Below are 18,131 nucleotides of genomic sequence, written 5' to 3'. Positions count from 1 at the left end.
CGCCGCGCCTGGCTTTGTCCTCGGTCGCTCACGGGCTGGCGCCCGCAGCGCTCGCTGTGTCCGCGCCAGCCACGGCGATCCGTCCGCCTGGCGCTCAGTGCGCCGTGCGCGCTCTCGCGCTCCGCTCGGCCGCCGCCTGATCGCGGTCCTCCTGCTGGGAGGCGAGCCAGAAGAACCAGATCAGCGCGGCGAGCATGATCACGATGTCGAGCGTCATCATCATGCCGCCGGCGGTCTGCTGGTCGAATCTGGGGGAGAAGCCGAGCGGCCGCTCGGCCGTGCCGTAGACGCCCGCGTAGAGGATCGGTCTGGCGAAGACGAACATCATCCCCAGGAACATCGTCGACATCCGCGCGGCGAAGATGTAGCCGATCTTCCACAGCTGACCGGGCATCCGCCGCTTCGCCGGCTCCAGCACCGGCCACCACAGCAGCGCGTTGGCGAGGAAGAAGCTCTCGTGCTGGAGCGCGTGGACGACCGGCTCACGCACGGCCGCCTCGAACAGGAAGCCGGCGTGCCAGGCGTAGACGACGAGCACGTACAGCGGCAGCGCGACCAGCGGTCTGCGCAGGAACCGGAACGCGCGCCGCAGCCAGCGCTGTCTGGCGAGCAGGACCAGCGCCGGGCGCGGCAGGAAGAAGAAGAGGACCGGCGCCCGCATCCCCGCCAGCAGGAACGGCGCGGCGAGATCGCCGAGCAGTTGGTGCTGGGCCATGTGGGCGCTGAACAGCTGGTCGTCGTAGGCGTCTATCGGGCCGTTGAGGGCGACCGTCAGCAGCGCGATCCCGATCCACCAGCAGGCCTGTTGTCCAGCGGGGACGTGGAGGTTGCGGCGCGCCACGATGCCGAGCGCGCGCACGTACAGCCAGCACGCCAGCAGCGTCAGGACGATCACGACGGGATCGAACGCCAACTCCATCGTCACGGAAGGTACGGCCGCGGGCCGCGACCGTCAGGGTTCACGTCAGCACGCGTGCCAGCAGCACGAGCGCGACGACGGCGACGACCGCGAGGAGGACGTAGAGCAGGAAGCGAAAGGCCTCCTGCTCCGAGCGCAGCGGGTTGAGCATCGCTCCGCCTCCTACAGCAGGTAGACCGTCGAGAAGACGATCACCCACATCACGTCGACGAAGTGCCAGTAGATCCCCGGCACCTCGACGCCCCGATGCGCCTGCGGCGAGAAGTGCCCGCGGAAGGCGCGCACCGTCACGATCAGGAGGAGCAGCAGGCCGAGCGCGACGTGCGCTCCGTGGAGGCCGGTCAAGCCGTAGAAGACCGACGCCTGCGCGCTGTCGTACGGGGCGAAGCCGACGTGGACGTACTCGTTGATCTGGATGAAGAGGAAGCAGGCGCCGAGCAGGAAGGTCGTCGCCATGCCGGCCTTGAACGCCGGGCGGTTGCCGCGCTTGATCGCCTCGAGCGCCCAGTGCAGGGTCACCGAGGAGGAGAGCAGGATCGCGGTGTTGACGCCGGCGATCGCCTTCGGAAGCTCCGTCCCCTCCGCGGGCCAGGGGTTGCCGTCCACGACCCGGATGAAGAAGTAGGCCGTGAAGAAGGCCCCGAAGACCATGATCTCGGAGATGATGAACAGCAGCATCCCGAGCATCTGCGGATCCACGCGGGAGCTCCGATGCGCCTCCGGCGGGCCGTGATGCGCGGCCTCGCCGGCGTGGTGCAGCGAAGAGGAGGCGGAGGCGGCTTCCATCAGGCGGCCTTCGCTCCACTCGCTGCGGACTCCTCGGCGCCGACGTCGACCTCGATGTGGGTGATCGGGGCGGCGGTGATCTTGCGGACGCGGTCGATCAGGTTCGAGCGCATCCAGCGCGAGCGCATCCGCGGCAGCGTCGAGATGATCACCTCGTCGACGCGGTAGAACTGCAGCGCGTTGGCGACCGCGGCGTAGGCATCGGGGTCTCCGATGCCGCCGCTGGCCGATATGCCGTCTCTTCTGAGCCGCTCCAGCAGCGCGTGGAGCCGCTCGCGCGCCTGGCCGGTGTGGTGGCCGTGGCCGCCCTCCTGCGGCACGATCACCGTGAAGCGGTGGGGCGACTCGGCCGCACGTCTGCGCAGCTCCTCGAACAGCGGCTCGCCTCTCGCCGTCTTGTTGGCGACGATCAGCGTGTGCGTGACCGGCCCTCTGTCGGCGGCGAGGTCGACGACGACGTGCTCGACCGGCAGCCCGGTCGCGTTCTGCACCCGTTCGATCAGGTCGTGACGGAGCCATCCCGAGCGGGTCTCGGGATGGGTCGAGATGATGATCTCGTCGACCCGGTACTCGCGCACGGCGTCGATCGTGGCGGTGTACGGGTCGGGGTCCATCACGTCGCTGGTCGCCTCGATGCCGTGCTCGCGCAGCGCGCTGAGCGTCGCCTCGACGCGGCAGCGGGCGGCGTCGCGGACGGCCTCGTCGTAGATGACGTAGCCGGAATGCGGGCGGTTCTGTGGCGCGATCACGATGAACTCGGCGTCACCGGCCTCGTGCCGGGCGCGGATCGCCTCGACGAGGTTGGTGCCGCCGTGGGTCTCGTTCGCGACCACGAGGACTCTTCTGGCCATGGTGCGCTTCACCTCACTCTCTGGTCGGTGACGTCGCGACGGAGCCGGCAGTGGTCGGCTTCGCCTCTGCGGGCGATTGGAAGATGCCGTGGACGGCGCCCGGCACCCCGTACTCGTACGGGCCGCCGACGACGGTCGGGACGGCGTCGAAGTTGAAGATCGGCGGCGGGGAGGAGACCTGCCACTCGAGCGTGAGCGCCCGCCAGGGGTTGGCCGCCGCACGCGGGCCGCCGCGCCAGCTGGCGACCATGTTGTAGAGGAAGACCAGCATGCTGAGGCCGAGCATGAAGCTGGCGATCGTCACGAGCAGGTTCAGCGTCGCGTACTGCTCGGCGTAGTCGGCGACCCGGCGCGGCATGCCGTCGAGCCCGAGCAGGTGCATCGGCGCGAAGGTGACGTTGAAGAAGACGAACGTCGCCCAGAAGTGGATCTTGCCGAGCCGCTCGTCGTACATCCGCCCGGTCATCTTCGGGAACCAGTAGTAGATGCCGGCGAAGATCGTCAGCATCGAGCCGCCGAACAGCACGTAGTGGATGTGGGCGACGATGAAGTACGTGTCCGAGACGTAGATGTCGAACGGGATCATCGCCAGCATCACGCCGCTGATCCCGCCGAGCGTGAAGGTCGTCAGGAAGCCGAGCGCGAACAGCATCGGCGTGTCGAGGCGCAGGACGCCGCGCCACATCGTCGCCAGCCACGAGAAGATCTTGATGCCGGTCGGGACGGCGATGATCGCCGTCGTGATCATCATCGGGACGCGGATCCACGCGTGCATGCCCGAGACGAACATGTGGTGGGCCCAGACGGTGAAGCCGAGCACGACGATCGCGAGCAGCGAGAACGCCATCATGCGGTAGCCGAAGATCGGCTTGCGCGCCTTCACCGAGATGATCTCGGAGATGATCCCGAAGCCCGGCAGCATCATGATGTAGACCGCCGGGTGGGAGTAGAACCAGAAGACGTGCTGGTACATCAGCACGCTTCCGTCCTTGCCGGCGCCGACGAAGGCGTCGAAGAAGTTGAAGCCGAGCGCCCGGTCGAGCAGGACGAAGAACTGCGAGGCGGCGATGAACGGCGTCGCGATCACGACCAGCAGCGACGTCGCGAAGTTCGCCCACACCAGCAGCGGCATCCGGAAGAAGCTCATCCCCGGCGCGCGCATCGTGATGATCGTGACCAGGAAGTTGAGCGCCGTCGCGATCGACGCGGCGCCGGCGAACTGGACGCCGACGGTGAAGAAGACCTGGCCGAGCGGCATCTCGGTCGACAGCGGCGCGTAGGCGGTCCAGCCGCTGGCGAAGGCGCCCCCGGGCGCGAAGAAGCTCGCGCTCAGCATCACGCCCGCGACCGGCAGCAGCCAGAACGACAGCGCGTTCAGGCGCGGGAAGGCCATGTCCGGGGCGCCGATCATCAGCGGCAGCACGTAGTTGGCGATCCCGGCGAAGATCGGGATCACGAACAGGAAGATCAGCAGCGCCGCGTGGACGGAGAAGAGGCCGTTGAAGGTCGCGGTGTCGACGAACTGCATCCCCGGCTGGGCGAGCTCGGCCCGCATCAGCATCGCGATCAGGCCGCCGACGAACATGAAGAAGAACGACGTGCAGATGTACTGGATGCCGATCACCTTGTGATCGGTGTTGACGCGGAAGTAGTCCTTCCAGCTCTCCGCGCCGTGCGAGGAGTGGTCCTCGGCCCGGGTCGGGCGGCCCGACGCCCAGTAGAACCAGTAGTCGAAGCAGCCGAGGCCGACCAGGAAGAAAAGCGGCGCCGCTATCAGCGAGACCGTCGTGATCGCCTCGCCGTCGGTCCACGCGTTCGGGTAGTCCATCGCCAGGCGGCCGACGCCGACGAGCACCCAGGAGAACGCGATCCCGAGCAGCAGGAACAGCCCTGAGCGATACCAACCGGGAGCGCGGAGCTTTGCGGTCATCTGCTGGTCTCCTCCGTCATCTCGAGACGCTCGCGAGGTAGGCGACGAGCCCGTCGATCTGCTCTGCTGACAGTGTCTCCGCGAAGTTGTCGGGCATCACACCCGCCTGGTAGCCCTCGGTGATTCTGGCGTCGGGGGCGACGATGTCCTCTCTGAGCGTCGCCTCGTCCTGGCCTCTCAGCGCCGTCGTCAGGTCGGGGCCAGCCGCGCCGCTGGTGCCGGCGTCCGCCAGCGTGTGGCAGCTGCCGCAGTTGGAGACGAAGGTCTCTCTGCCCAGCGCCGCGAGGTCCGCGCCGCCGCCACCGCCGGCCTCGCCCTCGCCGCCGGCGGTCGCGCCACCGGTCGCCTCGCCGCCGGCGGGAGCGGTCTGCTCCTGCAGCCATCTGTCGTACGCGGCCGGCGTGACGACCCTGACGGACGAGCGCATCACGGCATGGCCGAGGCCGCACAGCTCGGCGCAGACGACCGGGTATCTGCCCAGCTTCGTCGGCGTCGCGCGGACCTCGGTCGTTATGCCGGGGACGGCGTCGATCTTCACGCGGAAGGCAGGAACCCAGAAGTCGTGGATCACGTCCTCCGCGTGGACCTTGAACAGGACCGGGCGGTCCTTCGGCAGCACGAGGGCCGTCGTCTCGATCGCTCTGCCGCCGGGCTGCGGGTATCTGTATCTCCACGCGAACTGCTGCCCGGTCACGTGCACGACGAGCTGGTCGTCGTGCTTCTCCTCGATGTCGACCAGCACCGCGTAGGCGTAGCTGCAGAGCGACACGAGCAGGATCGCCGGGACCGCGGTCCAGATCACCTCGAGGCGGGTGTTGCCGTGGATCGGCGGGCCGTCCTCGTTCTCCTGGCCGGGCCGCATTCTGAAGCGCCAGACCGCGAACAGGGTGACCGTCGTCACGAGCACGAAGACCGGGACCGACACGATCATCAGCACGTCGTAGAGCGTGTCGATCGGCCCGGCCTGCTCGGCGGCGTCAGCCGGGAACCAGTCGATGACGAGAGCGATCACGATGCCGATCGCCGAAGCGATTGCACCGACGATCACCATCTGTGCGACCGGATGTCTGCGCACGCGTGAGTCTCCTCGCTGCCGCGGTGGACCTTCTCTCCGCTGCCGATCCTAAGCGAGTCGACCGACGTACCGCAAACGTGGTCGGGAGGAAGACCGGAATCGCCCGTCAGGGCATGGGATCGCGGGCCGCGGGGTATCGGCGCGTCGGTCTCGTAACCGGCGCGCCGATCGACGTCGAGCGAGTGGAAAGGCCGTCAGGCCGCGCGCTGCGTGGGCGGCGGCGTGTTCTCCCGGGCGCGCGCCCGGTAGGCCGACGGCACGCTGCCGAGATGGCGGCGGAAGGTCTTCGCGAACTGCGCGGGCTGCCGATAGCCGACGCGCCGCGCGACCTCGCGGACGGTCAGCGACCCGTTCGCGAGCAGCTCGGCGGCGCGCTCCATGCGCACTCTCGTGAGATGCTCGCGGAAGGTCGTGCCGCCGATCTCGGCGTACGCTCGCTGGAGTTGACGGCGCGACGACGCCACGCGGCGCGCGATGTCGTCGAGCTCGAGGTCGGAGGCGTATTCGGCCTCGACGATCCGCACGGCCTCGTTGTAGAGCTGCGTGCGGTGGCGGACTGTTCCTGGTCGTTGCGTTGGCACCGATCAGAGATACGGAGCGAGGACCAGTTTTGGATGGTCTCGGTGGCGCATTTGCATCATCCTGGCGCACCCGAGCCTTTTGGGTACGCCGATGCTTGCGGTGATTCGAAACCGGGCACGTGCAGGCGGAAAGCCACCCGTCCACGGAAAGCGTGTCGGGACGGGGAGGACGGGTTATGCTTGATGCAATCGTTGCAAGCGACCACGGAGGCGGCGATGCAGGTACGCGAGGGGATGTCGGCCACGTCGCTCACCGTCGGCCCTGGCCACACGCTCAGGGAGGCGGCGGAGCAGATGCACGCGAAGAGGGTCGGATCCGCCATCGTGCTCGATCCGGAGCAGCCCGGGCCTGGACTGCTCACCGAGCGCGACGTGCTCGCCGCGCTCGGGCGCGGGCTCGATCCGGACCGTGAGCTGGTCGCCGACCACCTCACGAGCGACCTCGTCTTCGCGGCCCCCGACTGGTCGCTCGAGCAGGCGGCCTGCGAGATGGTGCGCGGCGGCTTCCGCCACCTGATCGTGGTCGAGGGCGGAGAGCTGGTCGGCGTGCTCTCGATGCGAGATGTCGTTCGCTGCTGGACGGAGGACGGCGCCGTCTGCGCCGTCCCGCTCGCCGGCGGCGCGGCGGCGGCCCGCTAGCCGAGCGGGACCGGCGCCCATCAAGCACAACCGGCCGTCTGCGCGACGGTCGGACAGAAGCAGTGGCGAGCGGCGTCGTGGGGGCGCCGCTCGCAGAGGGAGTCGCCGCTGCGGTCGCGCGCGGCGAGGTCGCGGGGGCGACCCTCGCGCCGGTTGCGGCGCGGTCCGCTGTCGAGGGCAGAACGACAAACGGCGCCCGTCGGGCGCCGTTCGCGTTGCCGCTGTTGCGGCGGGAGGTGGTGTGACCGCCTAGTGGTGGTCGCCGGGGCCGTGCGAATGCTCGAGCGGCAGGTGAGCGATGTCGCGGCGGGTGTCGGCGATCCAGCGGACCGTCGTGTAGAGGAAGATCAGCAGGCCGACGACCAGGACGTAGATGCTGGTCGTGATGCCGATGATCGCGACCGTGATGCCGACCGCGTTGAAGAACGGCAGCAGCGACGGGCCGGGAAGATGGATCTCCTCGCCGACGGGCGGCGGAGTCTGCTCAGGCTGGATCTGGCTCATGACTAGGAGATGTAGATCGCGGCGGCCAGGAACGACGCGCCGAACATGAAGACGCAGACGGCCGTGGCGATCAGCGCCGAGCGGATGTTCTTACGAGCGAGACGTCGGTCCATGGTTCCAGTTCGGTGTCGGGGTGGGGAAGGGCAGAGTGTATGGGGTCTACAGCTTCACGTCGGCCACCATCGCGGCGAACAGCAGCGCGAGGTAGAGCATCGAGAAGAGGTACAGCTTGAGCGCCGCGCCGCGGTCCGGGTTGCGCTGGAGTCTCACCGCGAGCCACAGGAACCAGCCGCCGAGCACCGCCGCGCTGACGGCGTAGATGCCGTCGAACAGCTGGCCCGCGAACGGCAGGAAGGTGACTGCGACGAGCAGGAAGGTGTACAGCGTGATCTGGCGGCGGGTCTCCTCCTCGCCGCGCACGACCGGCAGCATCGGCACGCCGACCGCCGCGTACTCGTCCTTCATGCGAAGGCTGAGCGCCCAGAAGTGGGGCGGCGTCCAGTAGAAGACGATCGCGAACAGATAGAGCGCGGCCGGATCGAAGGAGCCGGTCGTCGCGACCCAGCCGACGAGCGGCGGGACGGCGCCGGCGGCGCCGCCGATCACGATGTTCTGCGGCGTCGAGCGCTTCAGCCACAGCGTGTAGATGAAGACGTAGCCGAGGAAGCCGGCGAGCGCGAAGAGGGCCGCGAGCAGGTTGACGGTCAGCGACAGCAGCACGAACGACGCGACCTGCAGCCCGATGCCGTAGATCAGCACCGCGCGCGGGCTGACGCGGCCCGACGGGATCGGCCGGGTCGCCGTGCGGGCCATCTTCGCGTCGATGTCGCGGTCGTACCAGTGGTTGATCGCGCCCGCGCCGCCGGCCGACAGGTACCCGCCGATGACCGTCAGCACGATCAGGCCGAGCGACGGGTTGCCGGCGATCTCCATCGTCGCCACGGTCGTCAGCAGCAGCAGCAGCTGAACGCGCGGCTTCGTCAGCGTGACGTAGTCCGCAACGACCCGACGCACGCCGCTGAGGGCGTGCGTCGGCTTGACGGGAGAGGTGACGCGCGACGCTTCCACCAGGGAGAGCCTACGCGGTCGTCGACGGTTGCGTGACCTGATCGTGCTCGATGCCGGACTGGCGCTCCACCTGACGGCGGATGTCCTTCATCGGCTCGACGGAGCGGACACGCGGGATCTCGTCGAAGTTGTTGACCGGCGGGGGCGACTGGGTGAACCACTCCAGCGTGTTGCCCTTCCACGGGTCCGGGCCCGCGACCGCGCCGGTCTTCCAGCTGCGGACGAAGTTCCAGACCGACATCAGGATGCCGACGCCGAGCACGAACGAGCCGACCGTCGAGATCTGGTTGTACAGCGTCAGGCCGGCGTCCGCCGGGTACTGGTAGACGCGGCGCGGCATGCCCGAGAGGCCGGCGGCGTGCTGGACGAGGAACGTCATGTTGAAGCCGACGAACATCACCCAGAACGAGGCCTTCGCGAGCGGCTCGCTGCACAGCCGGCCCGTCATCTTCGGGTACCAGTAGTAGAGGCCGCAGAAGATGGTGAAGACCGCGCCGCCCATCAGCACGTAGTGGAAGTGAGCGACGACGAAGTACGTGTCGGTCAGCTGCCAGTCGACGGGGAAGACGGCGAGGAAGATGCCGGTGATGCCGCCGATGACGAAGATCGCGATGAAGCCGGCCGCGAAGTAGAGCGGGGAGGCCGTCACGATCGACCCGCGCCAGAGCGTGGCGATCCAGTTGAAGATCTTCACGCCTGTCGGCACCGCGATCAGGAACGAGGACAACATGAAGAACCCGAGCACGACGGTCGGCACCGGGACGCTGAACATGTGGTGAGCCCACACGAGCGCCGCCAGGAAGGCGATGACCGCGGTCGAGGCGGCGACCGCCTTGTAGCCGAAGATCGGCTTGCGGGCGAAGACCGGCAGGACCTCGGAGACGATGCCGAAGCCCGGCAGGATCATGATGTACACCTCGGGGTGGCCGAAGAACCAGAAGAGGTGCTGCCAGAGGACTGGCGATCCGCCCTCGGTCGGGTCGAAGAAGTGCGTTCCGAAGTGACGGTCCGTCAGGAGCATCGTCACCGCGCCGGCGATCACGGGCAGCGCCAGGATCAGCAGGAGCGCGTAGATGAGGATCGTCCAGACGAACAGCGGCAGGCGGCCCCAGCCCATGCCGGGCGCGCGCATGTTCACGATCGTCGCGTAGAAGTTGACCGCGCCGACCAGCGACGAGATGCCGGTGATGTGGATCAGGAAGATCCACGCGTCCTGACCGCCGCTCGGCGTGTACATCTCGTTCGAGAGCGGGGTGTAGGAGAACCAGCCGGCCTCCGGCGGCTGCCACAGCAGCGACGCGTAGAAGACGATGCCGCCGAACAGCAGGAGCCACAGCGACAGCGCGTTCAGGCGCGGGAACGCCATGTCTCGCGCGCCGATCATCAATGGCAGGAAGTAGTTCGCGAAGCCCGCCATGATCGGTACGACGAAGAGGAAGATCATCGTCGTGCCGTGGAGCGTGAAGAGCTCGTTGAAGTGTTCCGGCGTGAGGAAGTTGTTGTTCGGAACGGCGAGCTGCACCCGCATCAGCAGCGCCTCGATGCCGCCAATCAAGAAGAAGGCGAACGACGAGACGATGTACATGATCCCGATCTTCTTGTGATCGGTGGTGGTCAGCCAGTCGATCCAGCGTGCGCGCGTGCGTTCGGCATGGACCTCGTGGGCGAGCACCTGCGGCACGGGACGCGTCGCGAAGTCGGTGGTTGCCATGGTCGGTCTGGGTCCTTTTTCCTAATTGAGGTCGCCGTCGCTGAAGAGCTCTCTGCGGAGCTCCTGAACCTGTCTATCGGCGTCGGCGATGTCTCTTCTCTGCTGGTCGAGCCAGGCCGTGTACTCGTCCGGCGTCACGACGCGGACGCGGGCGGTCATGTCGGCGTGGTTGCGGCCGCAGAGCTCGGCGCACTGACCAACGTAGGTCTCGCCGGCCTTCGGGGCCTTGAACCACGTGTAGTTCTTGTAGCCGGGGACGGCGTCGAACTTGCCGCCGAGCTTCGGGATCCACCACGAGTGGATGACGTCGGTCGCCTCGATGTCGAGGACGACGGTCGTCTTGGCCGGCACGACCATCTCCTCGTAGGAGTAGACGAGACCGAAGGGGTTTCTCCGGCAGTCGGCGCCGTACGTGTAGCGCCAGATGTACTGGCGGCCGGACACGCAGATGACGAGCGCTCTGCCGTTCGGCGGTCTGGGCATGTCGACCGAGGCGGTCAGCACGCCGTCGGCGAGCTCGAGACCGTCCGGGTCGCTGTTCGGCGGGTCCTGGATCGAGCTGAGCTTCGAGAACGTCACCGCGGCGAGAGCCACGAGGATGAGGGCGGCGCCGACCGTCCAGGAGATCTCCAGACGGGTGTTGCCGTGAATCTGAGCAGCAACCGCGCCCTTCTTGGCGCGGAATCTCCAGAGCGAGTAGAAGAGCGCACCCTCGACCACCACGAAGACCACGATGGCTATGTAGAGGATGATCTTGTACAGCGAGTCGATCTGGTCGGCGTTCGGCGAGCCACCCGACTCAGGGGTGAAGAAGTCGGCGAACGCGCCGCTGGCGAAGACGAGCGATCCGATCGTCGCGAGCAGCAGGGCCGCGACAGCGCGGCGGCGAATGGAAGCAGTTTCAGGTCGCAAGGCGGCGCGGATTCTATCCACGTTGCGGCGGAGCGAAGCGCCAGGTGCCCCGCTCCGGAAGATGGGATCGCTCAAAGCCCCGTCGCGACGGGCTTTTGCCTGCTTGCGCGCCTGGTCAGACACCCTTGAACTCCGGCGCTCGCTTCTGCAGGAACGCCGCCGCGCCCTCCGCGAAGTCCTTCGTCGCGGCCTGTTCCTGTTGCGTCTCGGCCTCCAGCGCGAGCTGCCTGTCGAGGCCCTCGTAGACCCACGCGTTCAGCTGTCGCTTCGCGCCGGCGTGGGCCAGCGTCGGGCCGGCGGCGAGCCGCTGCGCGAGCGCGTCGGCGGCGCCGGCCAGCTCGGCGTCGGGGTGGACGGCGTTGATCAGGCCCCAGTCGAGCGCCTTCGACGCGGGCAGGCGCTCGCCGAGCATCGCCAGCTCGGTCGCGCGGGTCAGCCCGATCCGCGCGGGGATGAAGGCCGAGGCGCCGCCGTCCGGGACCAGGCCGATGTTCACGAAGGCGAGCAGGAAGTAGGCCGACTCGGCGGCGAGCACCAGGTCGGCGGCGAGCGCGAGCGAGCAGCCGATGCCGACGGCGCCGCCGCCGACGGCCGCGATCACCGGCTTGGGCGCGGCGCGCAGGCTGGTGATGATCGGCGCGTAGCGCTCGACGAGCACGGTGCGGAGGTCGGGGTGGCCTTCGGGCGTCAGGTCGAAGCCGGCCGAGAGGTCGGCGCCGGAGGAGAAGCCGCGGCCGGCCCCGGTGAGCAGCACGGCGCGCACCTCGTCGTCGGCGCTCGTGCGGTCGACGGCGGCGCGCAGGTCGAGCCCGAGCTGGGTGTCCCAGGCGTTCATCTTCTGCGGACGGTTCAGCTCGATCCGTGCCACGCCGCCGGAACGGTGAAGGTTCACCGTGTCGTAGGCGTGGACCAACTCGTAGTCGCTCATGGGGCCGGATCCTACGAGCGCCGATGCGACACCGGCGCCGATCGTGGGTGGTGGGAGGCATGCATCCTGGGTCGCGGGAGGGATGCAGGTGCCCGCTCTCGCGCACCTGAGACGGCGAAGTGAGACGACCCTCATATACTCCCGGCGCTTTGCGGAAGTCGAAGGCCCTCCGAGCCGCAGCATGGGCGATCGTCGCAGCGGGCGTCGCCGCCCCGGTGATCCGCCGTCGCGCCAGGCTGCCCAAACCGGCCGTGCTGGCGGTGTCAGCGGCCGCCCCGGTCGCCCTGTGCGTGGCGGTTCCGCGCTCGCGCACGCGCGACGTCGCCGCCTGCGCGCTGCAGATGTGGGCCTACCTGGCGGCGTACGAGATGCCGCACGACGACCCGGAGGCTCTCCAGCGCAGGGTCCACATCGACTACCCGGTCAGGATCGACACGGTGATCGGCCTCGGCACGCCGCCGACGCTGCGGCTCCAGCGGCTGCTGTCGGCGCCTGGCAGCATCCGCCGCGGCGAGAAGGTGCTGGTCTGGTGCCACTGGGTCTGGTTCGCCGTCCCGCACGTCGCGGCGGCCTACGTCCTGATCCGCAGACGCGAGAGATTCGGGCGCGCCGCCGCCACGACCTACGCCGTCTTCGACCTCGGCGCGCTCGTCTACCACCTGCTGCCGACGGCGCCGCCGTGGTACGCCGCGTCGAGAGGGCGCCTGGAGGACCACGACGAGACGCGCGTGCGGCGGATGATGATCGAGTACGGCGAGCAGTTCTGGAAGCACCGCTGGGGGCCGCTCTACTCTTTGCTCGGAGGCAACCCCCTCGCCGCCATGCCCTCGCTGCACTTCGCCACGTCCGTCAACGCCGCCCACCTGCTCGGGGAGGTCGGGGTGGTCGAGGGCGCGATCGGCTGGACCTACGCGCTGACGCTCGGGCTGGCGCTCGTCTACCTCGGCGAGCACTACGTCGTCGACCTGCTCGCCGGCCTCGCGCTGACCGAGGGCGTGCGGGCGGCCGCGCCGAAGCTCACCCCGCTGGCGCTGCGCGCCGGGCGCGTCGTTTCGGCACTCGAAGCAAGAGCGCGGGCGTAGGCCGGATGGGCAGGGACGTCCAGCGGCGGGCCGACGCGCGGGGGAGCGCGTCGACCGCTCCGATCGCCACGCCCAACGGCGCCGGGCCCGAGCACGACGACGACGAGGAGATGCCGAGCGTCACGATGACGCGCCGGCGCGTCGTCGGCTCCGTCGTGTTCGTGCTCGCGGTCGTCGCCTTCCTCTACTTCGGGCTGCCGAAGATCGGCGGCGTGCAGGACACGTGGAAGAGAGTCTCCGACGGAGACCACGCATGGCTGGCGGCGGCGCTCGTCTTCGAGATCCTCTCGATGGCCAGCTACGTCGCGTTGTTCCACGGCGTTCACGTGCCGCCGCGTTCGCGCATCACGCTGCGCGACAGCTACCTGATGACGATGGCCGGGCTGGCGGCGACGCGCCTGTTCGCCGCCGGCGGCGCCGGCGGCGTCGCGGTCACGGCCTGGGCGCTGCGGCGCTCGGGGATGGAGCGCCGCGAGGTCGCCGAGCGGATGATCGCCTTCCTGATCCTGCTCTACGGCGTCTACGTGGCGGCGATGATCGTCTGCGGGATCGGCCTGCGGACCGGCCTCTTCCCCGGCCCGGCCCCGTTCGGCATGACGATCGTGCCGGCCGCGATCGGGCTGCTGGCGATCGCGCTCGTGCTGCCGCTGGCGCTCGTGCCGGAGGACTTCCCCGCGCGCGTGGAGGCGATGGCGCCGCGGCGGCCGCGGACGGCGAAGTGGCTGCGGCGGCTGGCGCTCGGGCCGGCGTCGATGCGCGGCGGGATCCGCTTCGCGATCCACAAGGCCGCCCATCCCGACCGCGCGATGGTCGGCGTCGCGACCTGGTGGATCTTCAACGTCGCCGTGCTGTGGGCCTGCTTCCACGCCTTCGGCGACGCCCCGCCGATGGCCGTCATCGTGCAGGCGTACTTCGTCGGGATGCTCGGCAACCTGCTGCCGCTGCCGGGCGGGATCGGCGGCGTCGACGGCGGGATGATCGGCGCCTTCGTCGCCTTCGGCGTCAGCGGCAGCCTCGCGATCGTCGCGGTGCTGGCCTACCGCGTCTTCGCCTTCTGGCTGCCGACCGTCCCCGGCGTGATCGCCTACCTTGGGCTGCGCAAGCGGGTCGCCGGCTGGCGCCGCGAACCGGCGGCGGCGTAGTGCCGCGCAGCGCCAGCCCCACGGCGGCGCGCGACGGTTCGTGCTGCCCGGGGAACCCGCGGCTTCGCGCGAGCGGGCGCTATTCTTTGTGAAGTATTGGAAATGACCGGGAGAACCGAGCGACCCATGGCAGACGTCGAGAACGTGATCATCGTCGGCAGCGGACCTGCCGGGTACACGGCCGCGCTCTACACCGCGCGCGCCGACCTCAGACCGCTCGTGATCGAGGGCTTCGCCTGGGGCGGCCTGCTCCAGCAGACGACCGAGGTCGAGAACTACCCGGGCTACCGCGAGGGCGTCATGGGCCCGGTGATGATGCAGGAGTTCCGCGACCAGGCCGAGCGCTTCGGCACCCGTTTCATCACCGACGACGCGACGAGAGTCGAGCTGAGCGACGGCGGGCTGCACACCGTCTGGGTCGGCGACGACGCCTTCCAGGCGAAGGCGGTCGTGCTCGCGATGGGCGCCCAGCACAAGAAGCTCGGCAAGCCCGGCGAGGACGAGCTCGGCGGCCGCGGCGTCTCCTACTGCGCGACCTGCGACGCCGCCTTCTTCAAGGAGCACGAGACGGTGATCGTCGGCGGCGGCGACTCGGCGATGGAGGAGGCGATCTTCCTCGCGAAGTTCGCCGGCAGAGTCGTGATCGTCAACCGCCGCGACGAGTTCCGCGCCTCGGCGATCATGCTCGACCGCGCCAGAGAGCAGCCGAACATCGAGTGGCTGACCCCGTACGTCGTCGACGAGTTCGTCGCGGGCGAGAGAGGGGCGCTCGAGAAGGTCCGCCTCCAGCACGTCGAGAGCGGCGAGATCATCGAGCACTCGGCGACCGGGGCCTTCATCGCGATCGGCCACGAGCCGCAGTCGGAGCTGGTCAAGGACCAGGTCGAGCTCGACGACAACGGCTACGTCAAGGTGCACGGCGTCTCGACCCGCACCAACCTGCGCGGCGTCTTCGCCGCCGGCGACCTCGTCGACCACACCTACCGGCAGGCGATCACCGCCGCCGGCTCAGGCTGCAAGGCGGCGCTCGACGCCGAGTGGTACCTGCGCGACACGCCGCCGAACGTCGACGCGCGTCCGGTCTCGGAGGCGATCGAGGCCTGAACGGGCGGCGCGGGGCGCGTGCGGCGCGCCCCGCTCGCTCAGCCGCGCAGGTAGATCGGATTCGAGAGGATCCAGGTGCGCGGGCGGCCGCGGTCTCTCAGCGTCACCTCGACGCGGTGGACGCCCGGCTCGCGCGCCGGCGCGGTGAGGCTCGACGCTCGCGCCGCGCGCGCAAGCTCGACGCCGTCGCGGACGATCCGCACGTCGGCCGGCCGCGGGAGGCGGACGTGGAGCGTGAAGCCGCCGCTGGCGGGCGCCTCGTCGCCCATCTCGACGTGCTGCTCGCCCTCGCCCCAGAAGCGGAAGCCGCCGGCCTGCGCCAGCTCGTCGCGGGCGATGTAGCAGCGGCCGGCGCGCAGCGCCGCGTAGACGGCGGCGCGGTCGGCGTCGGCGTCGCCGCTCGGCGGCCGCTCCAGCAGCACGTGGGTGCGCAGCAGCTCGAAGGTGCGGCGGTAGCTCATCAGCTTCAGCGGCACGCGACCGGCTATCCGCAGGCCGAACTGGTGGGCGTCGAGCGCGCCGATGCCGACGACCCGGCGCTCCGCGCCGGCGCGGTCCCAGGCGGCGAGCGCCTCGGGGCGCGGGTGGTCGAGCTGCGGCGCTGCGGCGGGCGCGGCGAGGAAGCGCAGCACGTCACGCCAGCGGCGCAGCCGCTCGGTCGTGTCGGTGACGAGGCTCCACACCTCCAGTCCGGTCGCGCCGGCCGGGGTCGGGTCCTCCCAGCCGGCGGCCGGGATCTTCGCCAGCAGCGGCGATCCGACCGAGAAGGGGTGGCCGGTGAAGCCGAAGCCGCCGCGGCGCGCGACCTCGGCGACGACCTGCTCGGGGGTGAGGTCGCGGTGGTCGATCGGCGCGTCGATCCCGAACGCGAGGTAATGGTGGCCCGGGCGCATCGTCACCTCCTCGCCGACGCAGACGAGCACCGAGCCGTGCCACCGCTCGTGGCCGTGGTACCGGGCCGAGAGCGTGTCGTGGTCGGTCAGCAGGACGACGTCGACGCCGGCCGCCGCGGCGTCGGCGGCGATCTCCCTGACCGTCCCCGTGCCGTCGGAGTGGTCGGAGTGGACGTGGATGGCGCAGGTGAGGTCGATCACGCGGGCCCGCCGAGGTCGTCGCCGTCGCCGTCGGCGGGGAAGAAGCCCTCGCCGGTCGGGCGCCCGAGCCGGTCTGAGAGCACCAGCCGCCGCAGCAGCGGCGCCGCGCGGTAGCGCTCCGCACCGTGCTCCTCGGCGAGCGCGTCGAGCACGCCGAGCACGTGGTCGAGGCCGATCTCGTCGGCCCAGGCGAGGATCCCGCGCGGATGGTTGAGCCCGTGGACGACGCCCTCGTCGACGTCGGCGGCGCTGCCCACGCCCTCGCCGACCGCGAAGGCGGCCTCGTTGACGAGCTGGCAGACGATCCGGCCGAGCACGAGCCCCGGGGCGTCGGCGACCCAGGCGACCGGGCAGCCGAGCGCCGCGAAGAAGCGCTCCGCGGCGTCGGCGGCGGCGTCTGAGCCGGCACCGGCGGGGCCGCGGGTCAGCTCGACGAGCGTGCCCGGCGACAACGGCGGCAGGGCGTGGAAGCCGATCGCGGCGCCGCCGGCGTCGAGCGCGGCGAGCGAGCCCTGGTGGAGCAGGAGCGCCTGCGGGCCGCCCTGCAGCGGCGGATCGTCGTCGGTCGCGCCGCAGTCGAGGATCAGGAACGGCAGCTCGCCGTCGGCCTCCGCCGGCGTGCGCGCGTCGAAGCCGACGGCGGCGCCGAGGTCGAGCAGCTCGTGGGCGAGGACGGTGTCGCCGGCGACGACGACGAGGGCGCCGTCGAGCGCACCCGCGCCCGGCGGCTCCTGCGGCGCGGCGGGGTCGTCCGGGCGGTGGGCGCCGTCGCGGTAGTCGTAGAAGCCGCGGCCCGACTTGCGGCCGGTGAGCCCGGCGGCGACCATCCGCGCGACGAGCGGGCTCGGGCGCCAGCGCGGCTCGCCGAAGCTCTGCGCGTGGAAGGAGCGGGCGACGTCGAAGCCGACGTCGACGCCGACGAGGTCCATCAGCTCGAACGGCCCCATCGGGAAGCCACCGCCGAGCCGGCAGATGCGGTCGATCTCGGCGTGGTCGGCGATCCGCTCGGTCAGCAGCCGCTGCGCCTCCAGCGAGAAGGGACGGTTGACGCGGTTGACGAGGAAGCCCGGGCCGTCGGCGCCGTCGATCACGCGCTTGCCCATCGCCGCGCCGGTCGCGCGCGCGACCGCGAGCGCCCGCTCGCCCGTGTGGACGCCGGCGACGACCTCGAGCAGCCGCATCCGCGGCGCCGGGTTGAAGAAGTGCATGCCGACGACGCGCTCCGGGGCGGTGGCGCCGGCGGCGACCGCGGTCACCAGCAGCGACGAGGTGTTGGTCGCCAGCACGCAGTCGCCGGCGACCACCTGCGAGAGGCGCCCGAGCAGCTGGCGCTTGAGCTCGAGCGACTCGGGCGCCGCCTCGATCACGAGGCCGGCCGGCGCGAGCGCCTCCAGCGTCTCGGCGGGCTGCAGCCGCTCGGCGGCGGCCGCCGCCTCGTCCTCGCTCCAGCGGCCTCTCAGCGCGCCGCGGTCGAGCGCGGCGGCGACGGCCTCCAGCGCCCGTGCGAGCGCCTCCGGGTCGGGGTCGTGCAGCAGCGTGCGGGCGCCGGCGAGGCAGGCGAGCTGGGCGATCCCGGTCCCCATCGTGCCTGCGCCCGCGACGGCGACGGTCTGCGGCATGCGGTCCATGACGGCGAACGCTACCTGGCGCGGCGCGCGGCCTCCTCGTGGCCGCCTGCGGGCCGCGCCGCCGGGACGGCCCCTGCGACTCCCGACCACGGGGGCGGTGTGGCCGGGAGCCGGCGGGCCATCCCATGTGCCGGCGGACGTCCACGGGCCGGGCGCCAAGTGGGGACGGGGCGCCCG

At 70.4% G+C, this 18,131-nt stretch carries 17 protein-coding genes; 4 read left to right on the top strand and 13 right to left on the bottom strand.

Annotated features, from left to right (window positions below; translation table 11 throughout):
* Positions 1-94: 94 nt before the first annotated feature.
* The 6 genes from BDZ31_RS10125 to BDZ31_RS24895 all read right to left on the bottom strand — a co-directional run bounded on the left by BDZ31_RS10125 (position 95) and on the right by BDZ31_RS24895 (position 6,142).
* On the bottom strand, positions 95-919 hold the full coding sequence (locus BDZ31_RS10125) for a cytochrome c oxidase assembly protein (protein ID WP_183341658.1): 825 nt from the start codon (positions 917-919) through the stop codon (positions 95-97).
* 162 nt (positions 920-1,081) lie between these two features.
* Positions 1,082-1,618, bottom strand: coding sequence for a cytochrome c oxidase subunit 3 (locus tag BDZ31_RS10120; RefSeq protein WP_183341656.1), 537 nt, complete (start codon positions 1,616-1,618; stop codon positions 1,082-1,084).
* Positions 1,619-1,704: 86 nt separating this feature from the next.
* Complete coding sequence (locus tag BDZ31_RS10115) at positions 1,705-2,568, bottom strand: universal stress protein (RefSeq protein ID WP_221242978.1); 864 nt, start codon at positions 2,566-2,568, stop codon at positions 1,705-1,707.
* Between the two features lies 1 nt (position 2,569).
* Positions 2,570-4,486, bottom strand: a complete 1,917-nt coding sequence (locus tag BDZ31_RS10110; RefSeq protein WP_183341652.1) for a cytochrome c oxidase subunit I — start codon at positions 4,484-4,486, stop codon at positions 2,570-2,572.
* A gap of 16 nt (positions 4,487-4,502) precedes the next feature.
* On the bottom strand, positions 4,503-5,561 hold the full coding sequence (gene coxB, locus BDZ31_RS10105) for a cytochrome c oxidase subunit II (protein WP_183341650.1): 1,059 nt from the start codon (positions 5,559-5,561) through the stop codon (positions 4,503-4,505).
* A 194-nt stretch (positions 5,562-5,755) separates the two neighbouring features.
* Positions 5,756-6,142 carry a helix-turn-helix domain-containing protein gene (locus BDZ31_RS24895; RefSeq protein WP_183341648.1) on the bottom strand — a complete coding sequence of 129 codons (387 nt, stop codon included), beginning with the start codon at positions 6,140-6,142 and terminating at the stop codon, positions 5,756-5,758.
* Between the two features lie 216 nt (positions 6,143-6,358).
* Between BDZ31_RS24895 and BDZ31_RS10095 the strand changes: the two genes are divergently transcribed.
* Positions 6,359-6,781 carry a CBS domain-containing protein gene (locus BDZ31_RS10095; protein ID WP_183342449.1) on the top strand — a complete coding sequence of 141 codons (423 nt, stop codon included), beginning with the start codon at positions 6,359-6,361 and terminating at the stop codon, positions 6,779-6,781.
* 249 nt (positions 6,782-7,030) lie between these two features.
* Here BDZ31_RS10095 and BDZ31_RS10090 read toward each other — a convergent pair whose 3' ends face one another.
* The 5 genes from BDZ31_RS10090 to BDZ31_RS10070 all read right to left on the bottom strand — a co-directional run bounded on the left by BDZ31_RS10090 (position 7,031) and on the right by BDZ31_RS10070 (position 11,904).
* Positions 7,031-7,285: a hypothetical protein gene (locus tag BDZ31_RS10090; RefSeq protein WP_183341646.1), complete on the bottom strand. Its 255-nt coding sequence runs from the start codon at positions 7,283-7,285 to the stop codon at positions 7,031-7,033.
* A 159-nt stretch (positions 7,286-7,444) separates the two neighbouring features.
* Positions 7,445-8,353, bottom strand: a complete 909-nt coding sequence (locus BDZ31_RS10085; RefSeq protein WP_183341644.1) for a heme o synthase — start codon at positions 8,351-8,353, stop codon at positions 7,445-7,447.
* Between the two features lie 10 nt (positions 8,354-8,363).
* A complete protein-coding gene (gene ctaD / locus BDZ31_RS10080; protein ID WP_183341642.1) occupies positions 8,364-10,064 on the bottom strand; it encodes a cytochrome c oxidase subunit I in 1,701 nt (566 codons plus the stop codon).
* A 21-nt stretch (positions 10,065-10,085) separates the two neighbouring features.
* Complete coding sequence (gene coxB / locus BDZ31_RS10075; RefSeq protein WP_246344882.1) at positions 10,086-10,976, bottom strand: cytochrome c oxidase subunit II; 891 nt, start codon at positions 10,974-10,976, stop codon at positions 10,086-10,088.
* A gap of 115 nt (positions 10,977-11,091) precedes the next feature.
* The gene (locus BDZ31_RS10070) at positions 11,092-11,904 is read right to left on the bottom strand and encodes an enoyl-CoA hydratase-related protein (protein ID WP_183341638.1); all 813 of its coding nucleotides are present in this window, start codon (positions 11,902-11,904) and stop codon (positions 11,092-11,094) included.
* A gap of 260 nt (positions 11,905-12,164) precedes the next feature.
* Between BDZ31_RS10070 and BDZ31_RS10065 the strand changes: the two genes are divergently transcribed.
* From BDZ31_RS10065 to trxB, 3 genes are all read left to right on the top strand, one after another.
* Positions 12,165-12,986 (top strand): phosphatase PAP2 family protein, encoded by an 822-nt coding sequence (locus BDZ31_RS10065; protein ID WP_343075563.1) that lies wholly within the window; start codon positions 12,165-12,167, stop codon positions 12,984-12,986.
* A 5-nt stretch (positions 12,987-12,991) separates the two neighbouring features.
* Entirely contained in the window at positions 12,992-14,128 is a 1,137-nt protein-coding gene (locus BDZ31_RS10060) for a lysylphosphatidylglycerol synthase transmembrane domain-containing protein (RefSeq protein ID WP_183341636.1), read from the top strand.
* A 126-nt stretch (positions 14,129-14,254) separates the two neighbouring features.
* The gene (trxB, locus tag BDZ31_RS10055; protein ID WP_183341634.1) at positions 14,255-15,232 is read left to right on the top strand and encodes a thioredoxin-disulfide reductase; all 978 of its coding nucleotides are present in this window, start codon (positions 14,255-14,257) and stop codon (positions 15,230-15,232) included.
* Between the two features lie 38 nt (positions 15,233-15,270).
* Here the strand turns inward: trxB and BDZ31_RS10050 are convergent, their stop codons facing one another.
* Positions 15,271-16,326 carry a CehA/McbA family metallohydrolase gene (locus BDZ31_RS10050; RefSeq protein ID WP_183341632.1) on the bottom strand — a complete coding sequence of 352 codons (1,056 nt, stop codon included), beginning with the start codon at positions 16,324-16,326 and terminating at the stop codon, positions 15,271-15,273.
* Entirely contained in the window at positions 16,323-17,954 is a 1,632-nt protein-coding gene (locus BDZ31_RS10045) for a 3-hydroxyacyl-CoA dehydrogenase family protein (RefSeq protein WP_183341630.1), read from the bottom strand. Before BDZ31_RS10045 ends, BDZ31_RS10050 begins: the two co-directional genes overlap by 4 nt.
* Positions 17,955-18,131 lie beyond the last annotated feature (177 nt).

The organism is Conexibacter arvalis (assembly GCF_014199525.1).
Taxonomy (GTDB): Bacteria; Actinomycetota; Thermoleophilia; order Solirubrobacterales; family Solirubrobacteraceae; genus Conexibacter; species Conexibacter arvalis.
This window is presented reverse-complemented; position numbering and strand designations above follow the sequence as displayed.

Coding starts and splice junctions, on each gene's coding strand:
- BDZ31_RS10060 (WP_183341636.1), top strand. CDS start 12,992: ATGGGCAGGGACGTCCAGCGGCGGGCCGACGCGCGGGGGAGCGCGTCG.
- BDZ31_RS10110 (WP_183341652.1), bottom strand. CDS start 4,486: ATGACCGCAAAGCTCCGCGCTCCCGGTTGGTATCGCTCAGGGCTGTTC.
- BDZ31_RS10070 (WP_183341638.1), bottom strand. CDS start 11,904: ATGAGCGACTACGAGTTGGTCCACGCCTACGACACGGTGAACCTTCAC.
- ctaD (WP_183341642.1), bottom strand. CDS start 10,064: ATGGCAACCACCGACTTCGCGACGCGTCCCGTGCCGCAGGTGCTCGCC.
- BDZ31_RS10045 (WP_183341630.1), bottom strand. CDS start 17,954: ATGGACCGCATGCCGCAGACCGTCGCCGTCGCGGGCGCAGGCACGATG.
- trxB (WP_183341634.1), top strand. CDS start 14,255: ATGGCAGACGTCGAGAACGTGATCATCGTCGGCAGCGGACCTGCCGGG.
- BDZ31_RS10095 (WP_183342449.1), top strand. CDS start 6,359: ATGCAGGTACGCGAGGGGATGTCGGCCACGTCGCTCACCGTCGGCCCT.
- BDZ31_RS10125 (WP_183341658.1), bottom strand. CDS start 919: ATGGAGTTGGCGTTCGATCCCGTCGTGATCGTCCTGACGCTGCTGGCG.
- BDZ31_RS10090 (WP_183341646.1), bottom strand. CDS start 7,285: ATGAGCCAGATCCAGCCTGAGCAGACTCCGCCGCCCGTCGGCGAGGAG.